Source organism: Kitasatospora sp. NPDC004615, from assembly GCF_042873545.1.
Classification (GTDB): domain Bacteria; phylum Actinomycetota; class Actinomycetes; order Streptomycetales; family Streptomycetaceae; genus Kitasatospora.
The window spans coordinates 514,848-531,538 of record NZ_JBIALQ010000006.1 but is presented as its reverse complement, the minus strand read 5'-3'; the positions used below and the strand labels follow the sequence as shown (position 1 = coordinate 531,538).

The following is a 16,691-nucleotide window of genomic DNA, read 5'->3' as shown; positions in this document are numbered from 1 at the left end:
GAAAACTCCCTCCTCGGGCGGATCTCTGTATTGGTTCCGGTTGCGCTACAGCCCGCTCTGCTCATCGCGGCGCCGCTGCCAGCGCTGTTCCATTCGGTCCACGACACCGGTCTTCCGGCGAGGCGCTGCCGCCTGCCGTGGACCGTGTCCGGCCGGGCCTCGACGCCACGCGGTGACCGCGAGGACCGCACAGCCCAGCATTACCAGGAACCCGACCACGCTGACCCAGATGACCTGCGCGACCAGGCCGCCCATGAGCAGCGCGATGCCCGCCACGAACCCCGCCGCGGCCAGGTAGACCCGCCGACGGGTGTAGGTGCGCAGGCCGGTTCCCTCAAGCGCTGACGCGAACTTGGGATCTTCGGCGTACAGCGCTCGCTCCATCTGCTCGAGCAGTCGCTGCTCGTGCTCCGAGAGCGGCACGGAGTCCTCCTACTCGTCGGTCGCGGGGCGACCGGTCCGCCACCCCTGGCTCGGGCCTGTGTGGTCCATATGCCCCACCGGTCTGGCCGTCATGCTTACCGGCTTTACCCAGATCATACGGTCCACCGGCCCTGTTCGGCGTGGTCAATCAGGCGTGGGTCGGGCCACTGCGACGCAGGGCCCGCACCTCTGCAACGAGCGGACCCGCAACTTGGTGCCCCGGTACGCGTCTCCGGGCGGTCAGACCGCTTCGGCGAGCAGGTGGAGCTGAGTGGCGACAGCGTGGAAGGCGGGCTGCTCGGCGGCGGCCAGCTCCAGCTTGAGCAGGGCGTCGAACGCGCCGGGCTCGGTGTCGACCAGGACGCCGGGGACCAGGTCGGCGAAGACCCGGACACCGTGCACCGAGGTGACCTTCAGGCCGGCGTCGGTGGCGAGGGTGCCGAGCTGGTCGCCGGTGAAGCGGCGGGGCATCGGGTCTCCGGCGCCCCAGCGGCCGTCGGGGGCGTCCAGCACGGCGCGGGCGTCGGCGAACTGGCCGGCCACCGCGCGGGCCAGCACGGCACCGTTGCGGTTGGCGGCGAGCAGGCTGACCAAGCCGCCCTTGCCGAGCGTGCCGACCAGGTTGCCGAGCGCCTCGGCCGGGTCGTCGACGACCTCCAGCACGCCGTGGCAGAGCACCGCGTCGACCGAGCCGGCCGGAACCAGCTCGGGCAGCGTCTGGGTGTCGCCCTGAACGGCGCGCACCAGGTCGGTGACCCCGGCCTCGGCGGCCCGCCGTTCCAGGGCGAACAGCGCGTCGGGGCTGGGGTCGACCACGGTGACCCGGTGGCCCAGCCGGGCCACCGGCACGGCGAAGTTGCCGGTGCCGCCGCCGGTGTCGACGACCTCCAGGACCGGCCGTCCGAGCTCGGCGGAGCGCCGCTCCAGCGCCGACCGCAGCACCTCCCACACCACGGCGGTACGCAGCGCACTGCGGGGACGAGTCGGATACAAGGCGGCACCCCTCATAGGCAGGACTTCCACGGCGGGAACGCCCTCACCCTATCCGGCCGGAGAGGGCGCCTCCGGTACGGCGCCGGTGCCGGGCTCAGGGGTGCACGGCCAGGATCCGCTCCACGATGCGCAGGTAGAGGGCGGTGTTGCGGATCAGGTCGTCCGCGTCGCGTTCCCCGGCGGCACCGGCGATGCCGGCCTCGGCGGCGGCGCGGCGGCGGGCGCCGGCGGCGAAGTAGGCGGCCCACTCGGTGAGTTCGGGAGCGACCTCGGACAGCAGCTCCCAGGCCGGACGGATCGCGTGCCGGCGGCGCGGGCTGCGCTCCGGACGGCCGCGGACCGCGAGCACGGCGGCGGTGGCGCGCAGCGCGGCGAGATGGGCGGTGGCGTAGCGCTCCAGCGGATCCTGCCGGCCGCGGGCGTGCACCAGGGTGCGGTGCGCGTGCCGGAGCAGTTCGAGCGCGGCCGGCGAGACGGGAACCCGCCGCAGCACCGGGTGGACGTCGGCTCCGCGCGCGGCGGGCAGGGTGGGCTGGTCGACGGTGGGTTGATCGACGGCAGGGCGGGCGACAGGCTCAGGACGGCTGATGGTCATGGGTCTCCCCCGTTCACTCCGGACCTTGCCCGGGCCGGTCGGCCCGGTCATGCATCCATCGTGAACGGGGGGTCTGACAACTCCGGACCGTTCGTGCCCGGCCGGTCGTCCCCACGGCCGCTCCCCCGGTCGAAGCCGGGCTCCGCCGCCCCGTGTCGGCGGTGCCCGGCCCCGTCGGGCGGCCGTTTGGTCGCGCCCAGGGCCTGTGGTGCGGGCCAGCTGTCCCCCGTTGACGGTGGCCTGCCCCGGGCGCTTCGGGCGGCTCACCCGGCGGCGGCCTTCCCGTTGCCCACTACTGTGCCGTCGCGGCGTCACAGCGGGAACCCGCCCGAGTACTCAACCGGTGATCTGAGTACGCGTACTCAGACACCCCCGGCGGTCGGCGGGGGCGGGTACGGTGGGCCGGATTTCCGCCCGAGAGCCGGGCGAGCGAAGGGGGGCTGTGGTGGGAGCCGTTCCGCTGATCTTCACCAGTGGCTGGGCGAGCGGGATCAACGCCTACGCCGTGGTGCTGCTGCTGGGCCTGTTCGGCCGCTTCGGCGGCGCCGAGACGGTACCGCCGGTGCTGGAACGCACCGACGTGCTGATCGCCGCCGCGGCGCTCTTCCTCTGCGAGGCCGTGCTGGACAAGATCCCCTACGTCGACAGCGTCTGGGACGTCCTGCACACCTTCGTCCGCCCCATCGCCGGCGCCACCGTCGGCGCCCTGATGGCGGCCCACGACCCCGGCTCCCTCGGCGAAGTCGCCGCCGGCGCGATCGGCGGAACGACGGCCCTGCTCAGCCACGGCGTCAAGGCGGGCCTGCGAATGGCCGTGAACACCTCCCCGGAACCCGCCACCAACATCCTGGTCAGCCTCGCCGAAGACCTCTCCGTGGCGGGCCTGGTGACCCTCGCGGTCTTCCACCCCTGGCTCGCCGCCTCGGCGGCGGCGGTCCTGCTGCTGCTCGGCGTGCTGCTGGTGTGGTTCGCGGTGTCCCGGATCCGACGCTTCTGGCTGCGCCGCAAGGAGCGCCGGCAGGCGAAGGCAAGGGTGCGAAACCAGGGAGAGCGCAACGAGGGGCCGCGTGGGGGCACCTCCCAGCCCGCCAGGGCTGGGGGAGAACTGCGCGAGGCGGAAGGCACCCGGCAGCAAGATCGCGACCCCGCACAGTGACCTGAACGTGGACGCGCCCTCGCAGGCGGGCACTCCCCGGCAGCGCCACGTGAAGGCCGCATAAGATCTCCTGCCATGGCTCGCATTCTCGTCGTCGGCGCAGGTATGGGCGGTCTGGCCGCCGCGTCCAGGCTGGCCACTCTCGGGCACCGGGTGACGGTGCTGGAGGCGGCCGGGACGTACGGCGGGCAGGTGGGGGCGTACCGGCGGGAGGGGTTCGGGTTCGACACCGGGCCGGGTCTGCTCGCGCTGCCCGCGGTGTACCGGGACCTCGCGCTGAAGACCGGCCGGGAGCCGCTGGAGCAGCTGGTCGGGTTGCGGCCGGTGGATCCGGAGAGCCGGCACCTGTTCGCGGACGGCACCGAGCTGGTGCTGCCGAACGCGTCGCGGGGCGGGGTCGGCGAGGCCCTGGACGGGGCTTTCGGCGCGGGCGCGGGTGCGCGGTGGAACGACATGGTCAACCGGGGCCGCACGGTGTGGGAGGCCACCCGCCGTCCGCTGCTGGAGGAGCCCCGTCCGGCGGTCGACCCGGCCGATCCGTACCCGGTGCCGCCGCGCCGCGGGCTGTCCCGGCTGCTGCCGCGCGGGCGCCACACGCTGGCCGATGTCGCCGCCCAGGAGTTGGCGGGTGCGCCCGGCCCGTCGGCGCTGCTCGCCGAGTACGCGTTGCGGTACGGCCTGAACCCGTTGACCGCGCCCGCCTCGGCGACCGTCCTGCCGTACATGGAGCAGTCGTTCGGCGTCTGGTACGTGGACGGCGGTCTGCGGGCGCTCGCCGACGCGGTGTTCGAGCGCTGCGAGAAGCGCGGGGTCGAGTTCCGTTTCGGCACGCCCGTACGGGAGTTGGAGCGTTCGGGCGGCCGGGTCACCGGTGTCCGCACCGACGACGGGACGCTGGCCGCCGACCTGGTGCTGTCGGCCGTTCCCGGGCTGGGTGTCGCCGCGCCCGCCGAGCCCGCGCCCGGCCGTTTCACGGTGCTGCTCGCGCTGAACGGTGCCCGCCCGGCCGGCACCGCGCACCGCACCGTGCTGCACGGCGCGGACGTCGCCGCCGAGGCCCGCGCGGTCTTCGCCGACCGCACCCTGCCCGAGCGTCCCACCGTCCAACTGCTGCGCCCGGACGACCCGTTGCTGGTGCCCGGGCCCGACTCCGAGGCGGCCGTGCTGACCGTCACCGTCCCGGCCGGGCTGGAGTTGACCGACGCTCAGCAGGACGCCTACGCCGACGAGTTGCTGGCCCGGCTGGCCGCCGCGGGCGTCGACCTGCGTGCGCGGCTGCGCTGGCGGGAGACCCGGCTGACCGCCTCCGTCCCGGCACCCGCGCTGGCCGGCGGGCGGCTCGGCCAGGCCAACGAGGCGGGCGAGCCCGGCCTGTACCTGATCGGCGCGTACGCCCATCCCGGCGGCGGGCTGGCCCGGGTCGGGATGTCCGCCTCGATCACGGCCGGGCTGGTCGGTCCGGCCTGACGGCGGCTCAGTACTGCTGCTGGTAGCCCCAGTTGTGCTGCTGCTCGCCCGGCTGCTGCGGGATGTACGGCTGCTGCTGGTACTGCTCCGGCTGGTACTGCTGCTGTTGCGGGTACTGGTAGACCGGCTGGCCGTACTCGTCGTAGCCGATCAGCTGCGGCTGCTGGGCGTACGGGTCCTGGTAGGCCTGCTGCTGGTGGCCGAACTGCGGTTCCGGCTGCTGGTAGTAGTACTGCTGCTGGTCGGGCTGCTGCTGGTAGGCGACCGGTTCGTCGGTGTAGATGCCCGCGTCGATCTCCTGGAACTCCTCGTACGCGTACGGCTGTTCGTCCACCGGCTCGTCCTCGACCGGGCCGACCTCGCCGACCTTCGGGGCCGCCGCGGCCACCACCGCCGCGGCGGTCGCCCCGCCGGTGGCCGCGGCAAGCAGCGGGACCTTGGCCAGCGGGCCGGGGAGGGTGCCGTCCGCGCGGCGCAGCGACCAGCCCACCGGGCGGCCGCGCTTGACCGAGAGGGTGACCATCGCCTGCCCGGCCGCGAAGGCCGCGGCGCCCGCGACTATCACCGGAACGGAGGACTGCGTCATCCCCGCGACCACCCCGAGGAAGCCCACCAGGGCCAGCGCCCGCCAGTGCAGCGCGGCCCGGTTCTGCAGCAGCAGTTCGGCCGTCAGCCAGACCGCGACCAGCGCCAACGCGCCATAGAGGAACAGGTTTCCGATGCCCATCCCCGCAACCTCCAGACGCCACCATCACCGCGCGATTGCGGGCGACTGTACCGCCTCCGGGCAAACACCACAGCATCCCGTCCACCCGGACGGCGGTCAGTGCTTGTGGAGGCCCAGGTTCTGGTAGATCTCCAGCGTCGAGGTGCTGTGGTTGAGGGTGATGAAGTGCAGGCCGGGGGCGCCCTCCGCGAGGAGCCTCTCGGCCATGACGGTGGCGTGTTCGAGGCCGACGGCGCGGACTTCGGCCGGGTTGTCGGCGGCGGCCTCCAGGCGGCGGCGGAAGTCGGGCGGGAAGTCGGAGCCGGACAGCTGGGGGAAGCGGACCAGCTGGCGGATGTTGGTGACCGGCATGATCTCCGGGATGATCGGCGTCTCGCAGCCGGCCGCGGCGACCCGGTCGCGCAGCCGCAGGTAGTCCTCGACCTCGAAGAACATCTGGGTGATCGCGTAGTCCGCGCCGGCCCGGCACTTGGCGACGAAGTGCTTGATGTCCTCGTCCCACTCGCTGGAGCGCGGGTGCATCTGCGGGAACGCGGCCACGCCGACGCAGAAGTCGCCGATGCCCTTGATGAGTTCGACCAGTTCGTAGGCGTAGCTGACGCCGTCGGGGTGACGGACCCACTCGCCCATCGGGTCGCCGGGCGGGTCGCCGCGGACGGCGAGCACGTTGCGCACGCCCTCGTCGGCGTACTGGCCGATGATGTTGCGCAGTTCGGCCACCGAATGGTCGACGGCGGTGAGGTGCGCGACGGGGGTCAGGGTGGTTTCGGTGGCGATCCGGCCGACCAGGTTGACGGTGCGGCCTCGGGAGGATCCGCCGGCGCCGTAGGTCATGCAGACGAAGTTCGGGTCGAGCGCCTCGACGCGGCGGATCGCGTCCCAGAGTTTGCGCTCGCCCTCTTCGTTGCGGGGCGGCATGAACTCGAAGGAGAAGGAGCGGTCGCCTGCCGCCAGCAGGTCGCGCACGGTCTGGGCGCGGTCGCTTCTGGTGGAGGGAATCCCGAGTGCCATGAAGGCAGGTTAGCCTTCGGCGGCGCGGCCCGGACAAACCGAGTCCAGGGGTTGAGACAGTAATCGAGATTCCCCCGGGCGCGTCCCGGCGGTCCGGCCCGGGCGTCGGCGGACGAGTGCACCCAGGCGGGGGCGTTAGTCTGACTGTCAGACCAATCTATCCGGAGTTCCAGGTGCCCTCCTCCATCCGTCTTCCCCGCAACCCCGTCGATGCGGAGGACGTGCGCGACCGCGTCAACGCCGCGCTCAGCGCGTTCATGGCCGAACGGACCGCCCTGCTCTCCGGCATCTCCGACCAGCTCGGTCCGGTCGCCGGCGCGCTGCGCGAGTTCCTGCTCGACGGCGGCAAGCGGCTGCGCCCGGCGTTCTGCTACTGGGGCTGGCGCGCGGCCGGCGGCTGCGCCGAGGAACCCGGCATCGAACGCGCCGCGGCCGCCCTGGAACTGCTCCAGGCCAGCGCCCTGGTGCACGACGACCTGATGGACCGCAGCGACACCCGCCGCGGCCTGCCGTCCGTGCACCGCCGCTTCGAGGGCATGCACCGGGCCAACGGCTGGCGCGGCGACCGCGAACAGTACGGCGCGTCCGCCGCGGTACTGCTCGGCGACCTGCTGCTGATCTGGTGCGACGAGCTGTTCCAGCGCTCGGGCCTGCCCGCCCCTGCGGTGTCCGCCGCCAAGCCCGCGTTCGACCTGATGCGCACCGAGGTCATGCTCGGCCAGTACCTGGACGTGCTGGAGCCGGTGGCCGGCGACTCCACCGACGCCGACGCGCTGGACCGGGCGCGGACGGTACTGCACTACAAGTCCGCGAAGTACACCATCGAGCGCCCGCTGCAGGTCGGCGCACTGCTGGCCGGCGCCGGCCCCGACCTGGTCGAGGCGCTCGGCAACTTCGGCCTGCCGCTCGGCGAGGCCTTCCAGCTGCGCGACGACCTGCTCGGCGTGTTCGGCGACCCGGCGGTCACCGGCAAGCCGGCCGGCGACGACCTGCGCGAGGGCAAGCGCACCCTGCTCGTCGCCCACGCGATGCGCGGCCTCTCGGAGGTCGACGCCAAGACCCTGGACACCCGGCTCGGTGCGCCCGACCTCACCCCGGACGAGGTGGCCGAGCTGCGCGAGCTGATCTCCGCCAGCGGCGCCCCGGCGATCGTCGAGGCCCGCATCGACCAGCTGCTCACCGAGGCACTGACCGCCCTGCACAACGCCCCGATCGCCGACGGCCCGACCCGCGAGGTGCTCCAGGCCCTGGCGGACGCGGCGACGGTGCGCAAGTACTGATCAGCGGTCCCGCCACCGCCGGGAGGCAAGTGCGGCCAGCCCGGCGCCGGCGGCGTTCAGCAGGACGTCGTCCACCGAGGAGACCCGGTCCAGCCACAGCACGTACTGGGCCGTCTCCACCAGCACCGAGCAGGCCGCACCCAGCGCCAGCACCCGCGGCACCGTGAGCGATCGGAACCGGATCGGCGCGAAGAAGCCGAGCGCCGCGAACACCAGCAGGTTGCCGCCGATCTGCACCGTCGCAGTCACCGGCGTGCCCTGGGAGAGGACCTCGTACAGGTCCCGAAACGGCACCAGGCTTACCCGTCGGGGCGCGACACCCGCCCCCGGGCCCGGCAGCAGGATCATCCAGACCCACGGCACCGTCCCGTGCACCATGGCGACCTCGGCGAAGGCGGCTCGGCGCCGGGAGAGCACCCGCATCAGCACGGCCGACAGCGGCAACGCGGCCAACGACCAGAACACCGCCGCATTGACCGTCCCGAGCCACGGCTGCCACCCGGCACGGTGATGCAACGGCCGCTGCGCGACGAAAGCCACTGCCGCGGCGAGAACGGCGACCGGGGCGAGCAGCACGGCCCGGCGGGCCGGGGATATGGGATTCACGACTGCACGGAGGCCGCCGAGCCGTGCCGCGGTTCCAGGGAGGCGCGAACGGGTGCGAAACCAGGGGCGCTGGGGGTACCCCCAGGCGAAGCCGAGGGGGCGGAACTGCGCGAAGCGGAAGGCACCCAACCGCAAGATCGCGACGCAGGACAATGACCTGCACTTGATCGCGACCTTGCGGACATGGTGAGCGCTTGTCGCGCAGTTCCCCGCGCCCCCAGTTTCGCGCCCCCCTCCCTGCCCACCTACCGCAGCCTGGCAGCCAGTTGTGCCGCCGCCGCGCCCGGGTCCTCCGCGGCGGTGAGGGCGCGGACGACCACGATGCGGGTGGCGCCGGCAGCCAGGACCTGGTCGAGGTTGTCCTGGTCGATGCCGCCGATCGCGAACCACGGCCGGACAGGCCTCACGGCAGCCGCGTGGCGGACCAGGTCGAGGCCGGGGGCGTGGCGGCCGGGCTTGGTGGGGGTGGGCCAGACCGGGCCGGTGCAGAAGTAGTCGACGCCGGGCTCGGTGATCGCCGCGTCCACCTCGGCCTCGGAGTGGCAGGAGCGCCCGATCAGCACGTCCTCGCCGAGGATGGCGCGGGCCATGGCCACCGGCAGGTCGTCCTGCCCGAGGTGCAGCACGTCGGGGCGGGCGCCGAAGGCGACGTCGGCGCGGTCGTTGACGGCCAGCAGTTTGCCGTGGCGCTTGGCCGCGTCCGCGAAGACCTCGAGGTACTCGAGTTCCTGGCGGGCCTCCAGGTTCTTGTCCCGGAGCTGGACGATGTCGACGCCACCGGCCAGCACGGCGTCCAGGAAGTCGGCCAGGTCGCCCTGCTCGCGCCGGGCGTCGGTGCAGAGGTAGAGCCTGGCGTCGGCGAGCTGCTGCCGGGGCGTCACAGTGCCATGGCCTGGGCGCGGCGCTTGACCTCGGTGCCGCGGTTCTCGCGCAGGGCCTGGATCGGGCTGCCGGGGAGGGACGGGTCCTCGGTGAACATCCACTCGAGGATCTCCTCGTCGGAGAAGCCGCAGTCGCGGAGCACCGTGAGGGTGCCGACCAGGTGCTTGACCGGGCCGTCGTCCTCGATGAAGTCGGCGGGCACCTGGAGGGAGTTGTTCGCGCCGCGGCGGACGGCCAGCAGGGTGCGGTTCTTCACCATGTCGCGGACCTCGGTGATCACCACGCCCCACCGCTCCGAGATGTCGGGCAGGTACAGCCACGCGGGGACCAGGGCGTCAATCTTGGGATCAATCTTGCTCACGGCACCCAGCCTACCCACCCGCTACCCGGCGGCGGCCTTCAGCTGGACGGCCGGGTCGGCGGCGAGCGCCGGATCGAGCACCGTGCCGCGTTCGATCAGGCGGCGGCCCTGCGCGAGGTCGCGCGGCCGGTCCACGGCGAGCAGCGCGACCAGCTTGCCGTCGCGCAGCCAGAGCACCGTCCAGTCGCGCTCGGACGGGGAGCCGCGCCACAGCAGGTGGTCGGCGCCGGCGTGCCGGCCCGCGTACTGCACCATGCGGTCGAACTGCTCGGACCAGAAGTACGGGACGGGGTCGTAGGGCGCGTCCAGGGTGCCGAGCACCGAGGCGGCGACGGCGCCGCCGGAGTGCAGGGCGTGGTCCCAGTGCTGGACGGCGAGCCGGGTGCCGAACCGGGCGGACGGGTAGGAGACGCAGTCGCCGACCGCCCAGACGCCGGGCAGCGCGGTGCGCAGCCGGTCGTCCACCGGGACGGTGCCGTCGGGGTCGAGGGCGAGCGGGCTGCCGGCGAGCCAGCCGGTGGCGGGGCGGGCGCCGATGCCGACCACCACCTCGTCGGCGGGCAGGTGGGTGCCGTCGGCGAGCAGCACCCCGCCGTCGGCGGCCCCGGCAACGCCGACGCCGCAGCGCAGTTCGACGCCGGCGGCGGCGTACCACTCGGTCATCAGGGTGCCGAGTTCGGCGGGCAGCGCCCCGGCCAGCGGGGTGGCGGCGGCCTCGACGACGGTGACGTGGCAGCCCAGGGCGCGGGCGACGGTGGCGGTCTCGGCGCCGATCCAGCCCGCGCCGACCAGCACGATCCGCTTGTCGGGGGTGAGCGCGGCGCGCAGCGCGTGCGCGTCGTCGACGGTGCGCAAGGTGCGGGCGTCGGGCAGACCGGGCAGCGTGCGCGGGTCGGCGCCGGTGGCGATCACCAGGGCACCGTACGGGAGTTCGCCGCGGTCGGTGTGCAGCACGCCGGCGTTCAGGCTGGTGGCGCGGTGGCCGGTGCGCAATTCGACGCCGAGGTCGGTCCAGTCGATCTCGAAGGCGGTGGCGTCGGTCTTGCCGAGCAGCACGTCCTTGGACAGCGGCGGCCGGTCGTACGGGAGGTGGAGTTCCTCGCCGACCAGGGTGATCGCGCCCTGCCAGCCACCCTGTCGCAGGTTCAGGGCGGCCTGTGCGCCCGCCATGCCCGCCCCGACCACGACGACCCGGTCCGTTGCCCTCAGTTCAGCCACGGCGTCCACCCTAACCGGCCTGATGTCGGCAGGGGCACCGGCGTTAAAGTGGAGGGACTGAACTATCACGGGAGCCCGGCGCACCGGGCTGAGAGGCGGGCTGTGGCGGCCCGCGACCGTCCGAACCTGATCCGGGTCATGCCGGCGAAGGGAGAAGAAGCGCTGTGGCACATTCCGACGTGCTGGTGATCGGCGGGGGCATCATCGGCCTCGGCGTCGCCTGGCGTACCGCGCAGCGCGGGCTGAGCGTCGCGGTGGTGGACCCGTCGCCGGGCGGCGGCGCGGCCCAGGTCGCCGCGGGCATGCTCGCGCCGGTCACCGAACTCCAGTACGGCGAGGAGCCGTTGCTGCGCCTGGGCATGGCGTCCAACGAGCGCTACGGGGCGTTCGCCGCCGAGCTGACCGAGCTGACCGGCCTGGACACCGGCTACCGCCGCACCGGCACGCTGGCCGTCGCGCTGGACTCCGACGACCGCGAGGAACTGCGCGAACTGCACGCCTTCCACGGCCGGCTGGGCCTGGAGTCCACGTGGCTGACCGGCCGGGAGTGCCGCCGGCTGGAGCCGATGCTGGCCCCGGGCATACGCGGCGGCCTGCACGTCGCCGAGGACCACCAGGTGGACGGCCGCCGCCTCGCCGCCGCGCTGGTCGCGGCCTGCAAGCTGCTCGGCGTCGCCTTCCACCGCACCCAGGCCGCCGAACTGGTGACGGACGGCGAACGGGCGCTCGGCGTCCGCCTGTTGAGCGGCGAGCAGCTGACGGCCGACCGGACGGTGCTGGCGGCCGGCTCGCGCAGCCACCTGCTGCCGGGCCTTCCGGACGGGGTGCTGCCGGCCATCCGCCCGGTCAAGGGGCAGGTGCTGCGGCTGCGCGTCCCGAAGCTGTACGCGCCGTTCCTGTCCCGCAATGTGCGCGCCGTGGTGCGCGGCCAGCACCTGTACCTGGTGCCGCGCGCCGACGGCGAGTTGGTGATCGGCGCGACCACCGAGGAGATGGGCCACGACACCACCGTCACCGCGGGCGGCGTGTACGAGCTGCTCCGGGATGCGCACGAACTCGTCCCCGGCATCACCGAGTTGCCGCTGGTGGAGACGGGCGCGGGGCTGCGGCCCGGTTCCCCCGACAACGCGCCGCTGCTCGGCCCGACCGCGCTGCCCGGCCTGGTCGCCGCCACCGGGCACTACCGCAACGGCGTGCTGCTCACCCCCGTCACCGCCGACCTGCTCGCCGACTACCTGGCCACCGGCGAACTCCACCCGCTGGCCGCGGACTTCACCCCCGACCGCTTCCGCACCGAGGTGCCCGCATGAACACCGTCGCCCTGACCGTCAACGGCGAACCCCGCACGCTGCCCGCCGCCACCACGCTGGACGTGCTGGTCGCCGAGGTGTCCGCCGCCAACACCGGCGTCGCCGCCGCCGTCAACGAGGCCGTGGTGCCGCGCAGTTCGTGGCCCGCCACGGCGCTCGGCGACGGCGACCGGGTGGAGATCCTCACCGCCGTGCAGGGAGGCTGAGATGGCCGACGACCTGCTGACCATCGGCGACACCACCTTCACCTCCCGCCTGATCATGGGCACCGGCGGCGCCCCCAGCCTGGATGTGCTGGAGCAGGCGCTGCGGGTCTCCGGCACCGAACTGACCACGGTGGCGATGCGCCGGGTCAACACCGCCACCCAGGGCTCGGTGCTGGAGGTGCTGGCCCGCAACGGCATCCGGATCCTCCCGAACACGGCCGGCTGCTACACCGCGGGCGAGGCCGTGCTCACCGCCCGCCTGGCCCGCGAGGCGCTCGGCACCGACTGGGTGAAGCTCGAGGTGATCGCCGACGAGCGCACCCTGCTGCCCGACCCGATCGAACTCCTGGACGCCGCCGAGACCTTGGTCGACGACGGCTTCACCGTGCTGCCGTACACCAACGACGACCCGGTGCTGGCCCGCAAGCTGGAGGACGTCGGCTGCGCGGCGATCATGCCGCTGGGCTCGCCGATCGGCTCCGGCCTGGGCATCCGCAACCCGCACAACTTCCAGCTGATCGTGGAGTCCGCGAACGTCCCGGTCGTCCTCGACGCGGGCGCCGGCACCGCCAGCGACGTCGCCCTGGCGATGGAACTCGGCTGCTCCGCCGTCATGCTGGCCTCCGCCGTGACCCGCGCCCAGGAGCCCGTCCTGATGGCCGACGCGATGCGCCGCGCCGTCGAGGCCGGCCGCCTCGCCCACCGGGCCGGCCGGATCCCGCGCCGCTACTACGCCGAGGCCTCCTCCCCCACCACCGGCCTGGCCGACACCCGGGAGCGCCCCGCGTTCTGACGGCGCGCCCGAACCGCCGGGCACCCCCGCGCGTCCCCCTCCGGGAGGAGGCTTCCATGGGACGAGCCGGGCACCGCGGCGACCGGCTGGCCGGACCGTACCCGGTTCGGCCCCTAGACTCCTCGGGTGGACATGACCATAGGTGACCCTCTGCTCGGCGTGCTGCTCGACGGGCGCTACCGGGTCGAGCAGCGGATCGCCGTCGGCGGCATGTCGACCGTCTACCGCGGCACCGACACCCGGCTCGACCGGGCCGTCGCGCTGAAGGTGATGCATCCTTCGCTGGCGGGCGACGCCGACTTCACGGCGCGGTTCATCCGTGAGGCGAAGGCGGTGGCCCGGCTCGCGCACCCCAATGTGGTCAACGTGCTGGACCAGGGCGCGGATCCGCGCGCGGTGTTCATGGCGATGGAGTACGTCCCCGGCCACACCCTGCGCGACCTGCTGCGCGATCGCGGCGCGCTCTCGGTGCGGGCCGCGCTGGACGTCCTGGAGCCGGTGCTGGCGGCGCTCGGCGCGGCGCACCGGGCGGGCCTGGTGCACCGGGACGTGAAGCCGGAGAACGTGCTGATCACCGACAACGGCATGGTGAAGGTCGCGGACTTCGGCCTGGTCCGGATCATGGGCGCCGCCGATTCGAACACCACCGCCGCCACCGAGGCGGGCCAACTGCTCGGCACCGTCTCGTACCTGGCTCCGGAGCAGATCCGCCAGGACGCGGCCACCGACCAGCGGGTGGACGTCTACGCGGCGGGCATCCTGCTGTACGAGATGCTGACCGGCACCAAGCCGCACACCGGCGAGAACGCCGCCCAGGTGATGTACCGCCACCTGCACGAGGACGTCCCGGCGCCGTCCCGCACCGCCCCGGCCGTGGGCCCGGAGCTGGACGCGCTGGTCGCCGCCGCCACCGCCCGCGACCCGCAGGCCCGGCCGTGGGACGCGGTGGAGCTGCTGGCGGCCGTGCAACGGGTGCGCCGGGCCCTGCCGGACGGGCAGTTGGACGCGGAGCCGCCGGCCTCGCACCGGCCCACCCCGCAGTTCGGCCCGGGCGAGGCGACCGCGGTGATCAGCGCCCCGCCCGGCCTGGAGCGCACCAGCGTGCTGGACGTCCCGCCGGACCTGCTGCCGCCGATCCGCCCGGTGAACGAGGACCCGCCGCCGCGCCGCCGCCGCGGCGCGCCCCGGCGCAGCCGCACCCCGCTGATCTGGTCGGCGGTGGTGCTCGTGGTGGTGCTGCTGGTCGGCGGCGTGACGTACACGCTGTCCAGCGCGGTGTACGCGACGGTGCCGAGCGTGCTGGGGCAGAGCCGGCAGCAGGCCGTCACGGTGCTGGACAAGCAGGGCCTGCACGGCACGTTCAGCGAGCAGTTCAGCGAGTCGGTGCAGGCCGGCCAGGTGATCTCCACCGACCCGGGGGTGGGCGCCAAGGTCCGCAAGAGCGACGCGGTGAAGGTGGTCGTCTCGCGCGGCCCGGAGCGGGTGCCGGTGCCGGAGGTGGCGAACCGTCCGCTGGCCGAGGCGTCCAAGGCGCTGTCCGGCGCCAGGCTGACGGCGGGCACCACCACCGAGCAGTTCAGCGACTCGGTGCCGAAGGGCGCGGTGATCTCCACCGACCCGGCGCCCGGCACGGCGCTGTCCCCGAACTCGCCGGTGGCGCTGACGGTCTCCAAGGGCATGCACCTGGTGCCGAACGTCTCCGGGATGAGCAAGGACGACGCGGCGAAGGCCCTGCAGGACGCGGGCTTCACCGCTCAGGTCTCCGGTCTGCTGCCGTTCGGCAAGGTGACGGAGCAGTCCCCGGCGGCGGGGACGCCGCGCCCGCAGGGGTCGACGGTGACCATCACCATCAGCCTCTTCTGAGCCTCGCCCCGCCGGGGTTCAGCGCATCGGGCCGTCGCCGTCCTGCTCCTGGTAGGAGTAGCGCTGCTCCTGCCAGGGGTCGGCCCGGTTGTGGTAGCCGCGTTCCTCCCAGAAGCCGCGGCGGTCGGCGCGCATGTACTCGACGGCGCGCACCCACTTGGGGCCCTTCCAGGCGTACAGGTGCGGCACCACCAGGCGGACCGGGAAGCCGTGTTCGAGGGTGAGCGGCTGCCCGTCGTGGTGGGTGGCGAAGACCGTCGCCGGATCCGCGAAGTCGGCGAGCCGCAGGTTGGCGCTGTAGCCGAACTCGGCCCACACCATGACGTGGGTGACGCCCGGGTCGGGCGGGACCAGGTCGAGCACTGTCCGGGCGGCGACGCCGCACCACTCGTTGTCGAGCATGGAGAACTTGGTGACGCAGTGGAAGTCGCCGCGGACGGTCACCTTGGGCAGCGCGTGGAAGGCGGCGAAGTCCCACCTGGCCTTCTCCGCGTCGGCGGTCGCCCCGAACACCTGGAAGTCCCAGCTGTCCGGTTTGAATCTGGGCACCGGACCGTAGTGCAGAACGGGCCAGCCGCGCTGCCGGCGCTGGCCGGGCGGAAGCCTCGGGTCAGACGGCGGCGGCTGTTCCGATTGGTGCTGACCCATGGCTCCATGGTGACAGACGGCGCCCGGCGAACCGTGCGCGCCCCCGCCGCGCGCCCCTTCCGGAACGCATTCCGACGGAGGGGGGCAACACGAGGCAAATCCGCCCGGACCTCCGTTCAGGCGTTCGGGCCAGATACCTCCGTACGGCCCAATCCGTGCGACGTTCGCGCAGGTCAGCGAATTTCCGTACCGGCAGAAACGCCGATTCCCGGCCGCCCGGTAAGCGTGAACTTACTGGAAGTGAACCCGACCGGCTGCCACGATGCGGGCAAACCGGCACCGGCCGGAATTGACCACGTCAGGAAGGCAGGCCATGCAGGGAGATCCCGAGGTCGTCGAGTTCCTCAACGAGCAGTTGACCGCCGAACTCACCGCGATCAACCAGTACTTCCTGCACGCCAAGATGCAGGAGAACAACGGCTGGACCAAGCTCGCCAAGTACACCCGGCACGAGTCCTTCGACGAGATGAAGCACGCCGAGACACTCACCGACCGGATCCTGTTCCTGGAGGGCCTGCCGAACTACCAGCGGCTGTTCCACGTCCGGATCGGGCAGACCGTCAAGGAGATGTTCGAGGCCGACCGGCAGGTCGAGGTGGAGGCGATCGACCGCCTCAAGCGCGGGATCGTGGTGATGCGCGCCAAGAACGACGTCACCTCGGCGAACATCTTCGAGGACATCCTGGCCGACGAGGAACACCACATCGACTACCTGGACACCCAGCTGGAACTGCTGGACAAGCTCGGCGAGGCGCTCTACCTGGCGCAGCTGATCGAACAGCCGGAGACCTGAGCCGCGGCGCCGGTCAGGCGGCCTGCGGGGCGGCCGGCCCGGCCAGGCCCAGGCGCTCGGCCAACCGGGCCGTCGGACACGGGCGGGCGCCGTGCTCGCCGAGCAGCGCCTGGATGCGCCGCACGCAGGAACCGCAGTCGGTGCCGGCCTTGCAGCCCCGGGCTATCTGACGCGGGGTGGTGGCACCCTCGTCGATCTCCTGCTTGACCCGGGCCTCGGTGACCGCGTGGCACATGCACACGTACATGTGCGGCCCCTTCCGTGCTCGGCGTTGTTTACTGAGCCTTACCTTACTTGATGCTTCGGGCACGAAGAAGGCCCCTCCGCCTCGGATCACCCGAAAACGGAGGGGCCTTCGT

General features: G+C 73.1%; 19 protein-coding genes and 1 riboswitch. Of the genes, 8 read left to right on the top strand and 11 right to left on the bottom strand.

Annotated elements, in window-relative coordinates; all coding sequences use genetic code 11:
- Nucleotides 1-45 precede the first annotated feature (45 nt).
- The 3 genes from ACFYS8_RS23560 to ACFYS8_RS23550 all read right to left on the bottom strand — a co-directional run bounded on the left by ACFYS8_RS23560 (nt 46) and on the right by ACFYS8_RS23550 (nt 2,011).
- On the bottom strand, nt 46-423 hold the full coding sequence (locus tag ACFYS8_RS23560; RefSeq protein ID WP_387643760.1) for a DUF3040 domain-containing protein: 378 nt from the start codon (nt 421-423) through the stop codon (nt 46-48).
- Between the two features lie 240 nt (nt 424-663).
- Nucleotides 664-1,416 (bottom strand): methyltransferase domain-containing protein, encoded by a 753-nt coding sequence (locus ACFYS8_RS23555; RefSeq protein WP_387643758.1) that lies wholly within the window; start codon nt 1,414-1,416, stop codon nt 664-666.
- A 94-nt stretch (nt 1,417-1,510) separates the two neighbouring features.
- Nucleotides 1,511-2,011: an SAV_6107 family HEPN domain-containing protein gene (locus tag ACFYS8_RS23550; RefSeq protein WP_387643755.1), complete on the bottom strand. Its 501-nt coding sequence runs from the start codon at nt 2,009-2,011 to the stop codon at nt 1,511-1,513.
- Between the two features lie 445 nt (nt 2,012-2,456).
- Here ACFYS8_RS23550 and ACFYS8_RS23545 point away from each other — a divergent pair, with 445 nt between their 5' ends.
- Together ACFYS8_RS23545 and ACFYS8_RS23540 are read left to right on the top strand one after the other, a co-directional pair.
- Complete coding sequence (locus tag ACFYS8_RS23545; protein WP_387643752.1) at nt 2,457-3,167, top strand: DUF4126 domain-containing protein; 711 nt, start codon at nt 2,457-2,459, stop codon at nt 3,165-3,167.
- Nucleotides 3,168-3,242: 75 nt separating this feature from the next.
- A complete protein-coding gene (locus ACFYS8_RS23540) occupies nt 3,243-4,634 on the top strand; it encodes a phytoene desaturase family protein (protein WP_387643749.1) in 1,392 nt (463 codons plus the stop codon).
- 7 nt (nt 4,635-4,641) lie between these two features.
- Here ACFYS8_RS23540 and ACFYS8_RS23535 read toward each other — a convergent pair whose 3' ends face one another.
- Both ACFYS8_RS23535 and metF read right to left on the bottom strand, forming a co-directional pair.
- Nucleotides 4,642-5,361, bottom strand: coding sequence for a hypothetical protein (locus ACFYS8_RS23535; RefSeq protein WP_387643747.1), 720 nt, complete (start codon nt 5,359-5,361; stop codon nt 4,642-4,644).
- 96 nt (nt 5,362-5,457) lie between these two features.
- The gene (metF, locus tag ACFYS8_RS23530) at nt 5,458-6,372 is read right to left on the bottom strand and encodes a methylenetetrahydrofolate reductase [NAD(P)H] (protein WP_387643745.1); all 915 of its coding nucleotides are present in this window, start codon (nt 6,370-6,372) and stop codon (nt 5,458-5,460) included.
- A gap of 173 nt (nt 6,373-6,545) precedes the next feature.
- Between metF and ACFYS8_RS23525 the strand changes: the two genes are divergently transcribed.
- The gene (locus ACFYS8_RS23525) at nt 6,546-7,652 is read left to right on the top strand and encodes a polyprenyl synthetase family protein (protein WP_387643743.1); all 1,107 of its coding nucleotides are present in this window, start codon (nt 6,546-6,548) and stop codon (nt 7,650-7,652) included.
- Here ACFYS8_RS23525 and ACFYS8_RS23520 read toward each other — a convergent pair whose 3' ends face one another.
- From ACFYS8_RS23520 to ACFYS8_RS23505, 4 genes are all read right to left on the bottom strand, one after another.
- A complete protein-coding gene (locus ACFYS8_RS23520) occupies nt 7,653-8,258 on the bottom strand; it encodes a VanZ family protein (RefSeq protein WP_387643740.1) in 606 nt (201 codons plus the stop codon).
- Between the two features lie 245 nt (nt 8,259-8,503).
- Nucleotides 8,504-9,139 (bottom strand): thiamine phosphate synthase, encoded by a 636-nt coding sequence (gene thiE / locus ACFYS8_RS23515; protein ID WP_387643737.1) that lies wholly within the window; start codon nt 9,137-9,139, stop codon nt 8,504-8,506.
- Nucleotides 9,136-9,501 (bottom strand): Rv2175c family DNA-binding protein, encoded by a 366-nt coding sequence (locus tag ACFYS8_RS23510; protein ID WP_387643735.1) that lies wholly within the window; start codon nt 9,499-9,501, stop codon nt 9,136-9,138. The genes thiE and ACFYS8_RS23510 overlap by 4 nt, the downstream gene beginning before the upstream one ends.
- Nucleotides 9,502-9,522: 21 nt before the next feature.
- A complete protein-coding gene (locus tag ACFYS8_RS23505) occupies nt 9,523-10,728 on the bottom strand; it encodes an NAD(P)/FAD-dependent oxidoreductase (RefSeq protein ID WP_387643732.1) in 1,206 nt (401 codons plus the stop codon).
- Nucleotides 10,729-10,776: 48 nt separating this feature from the next.
- Nucleotides 10,777-10,889, top strand: a riboswitch (TPP riboswitch).
- On the opposite strand from ACFYS8_RS23505, the gene thiO reads away from it, so the two are divergent.
- The 4 genes from thiO to pknB all read left to right on the top strand — a co-directional run bounded on the left by thiO (nt 10,884) and on the right by pknB (nt 14,891).
- Nucleotides 10,884-12,029, top strand: coding sequence for a glycine oxidase ThiO (gene thiO, locus ACFYS8_RS23500; protein WP_387643730.1), 1,146 nt, complete (start codon nt 10,884-10,886; stop codon nt 12,027-12,029). It overlaps the preceding riboswitch by 6 nt.
- Nucleotides 12,026-12,235, top strand: a complete 210-nt coding sequence (thiS, locus tag ACFYS8_RS23495; RefSeq protein ID WP_387643727.1) for a sulfur carrier protein ThiS — start codon at nt 12,026-12,028, stop codon at nt 12,233-12,235. The genes thiO and thiS overlap by 4 nt, the downstream gene beginning before the upstream one ends.
- A 1-nt stretch (nt 12,236) precedes the next feature.
- A complete protein-coding gene (locus ACFYS8_RS23490; RefSeq protein WP_387643724.1) occupies nt 12,237-13,028 on the top strand; it encodes a thiazole synthase in 792 nt (263 codons plus the stop codon).
- Nucleotides 13,029-13,160: 132 nt separating this feature from the next.
- On the top strand, nt 13,161-14,891 hold the full coding sequence (gene pknB / locus ACFYS8_RS23485; RefSeq protein ID WP_387643871.1) for a Stk1 family PASTA domain-containing Ser/Thr kinase: 1,731 nt from the start codon (nt 13,161-13,163) through the stop codon (nt 14,889-14,891).
- 18 nt (nt 14,892-14,909) lie between these two features.
- Here the strand turns inward: pknB and ACFYS8_RS23480 are convergent, their stop codons facing one another.
- Nucleotides 14,910-15,539 carry a sulfite oxidase-like oxidoreductase gene (locus tag ACFYS8_RS23480; RefSeq protein ID WP_387643722.1) on the bottom strand — a complete coding sequence of 210 codons (630 nt, stop codon included), beginning with the start codon at nt 15,537-15,539 and terminating at the stop codon, nt 14,910-14,912.
- 313 nt (nt 15,540-15,852) lie between these two features.
- Here ACFYS8_RS23480 and bfr point away from each other — a divergent pair, with 313 nt between their 5' ends.
- Complete coding sequence (gene bfr, locus ACFYS8_RS23475) at nt 15,853-16,332, top strand: bacterioferritin (RefSeq protein WP_387643719.1); 480 nt, start codon at nt 15,853-15,855, stop codon at nt 16,330-16,332.
- A 13-nt stretch (nt 16,333-16,345) separates the two neighbouring features.
- Here the strand turns inward: bfr and ACFYS8_RS23470 are convergent, their stop codons facing one another.
- Nucleotides 16,346-16,579 (bottom strand): bacterioferritin-associated ferredoxin, encoded by a 234-nt coding sequence (locus ACFYS8_RS23470; protein WP_380481029.1) that lies wholly within the window; start codon nt 16,577-16,579, stop codon nt 16,346-16,348.
- Nucleotides 16,580-16,691: the final 112 nt, after the last annotated feature.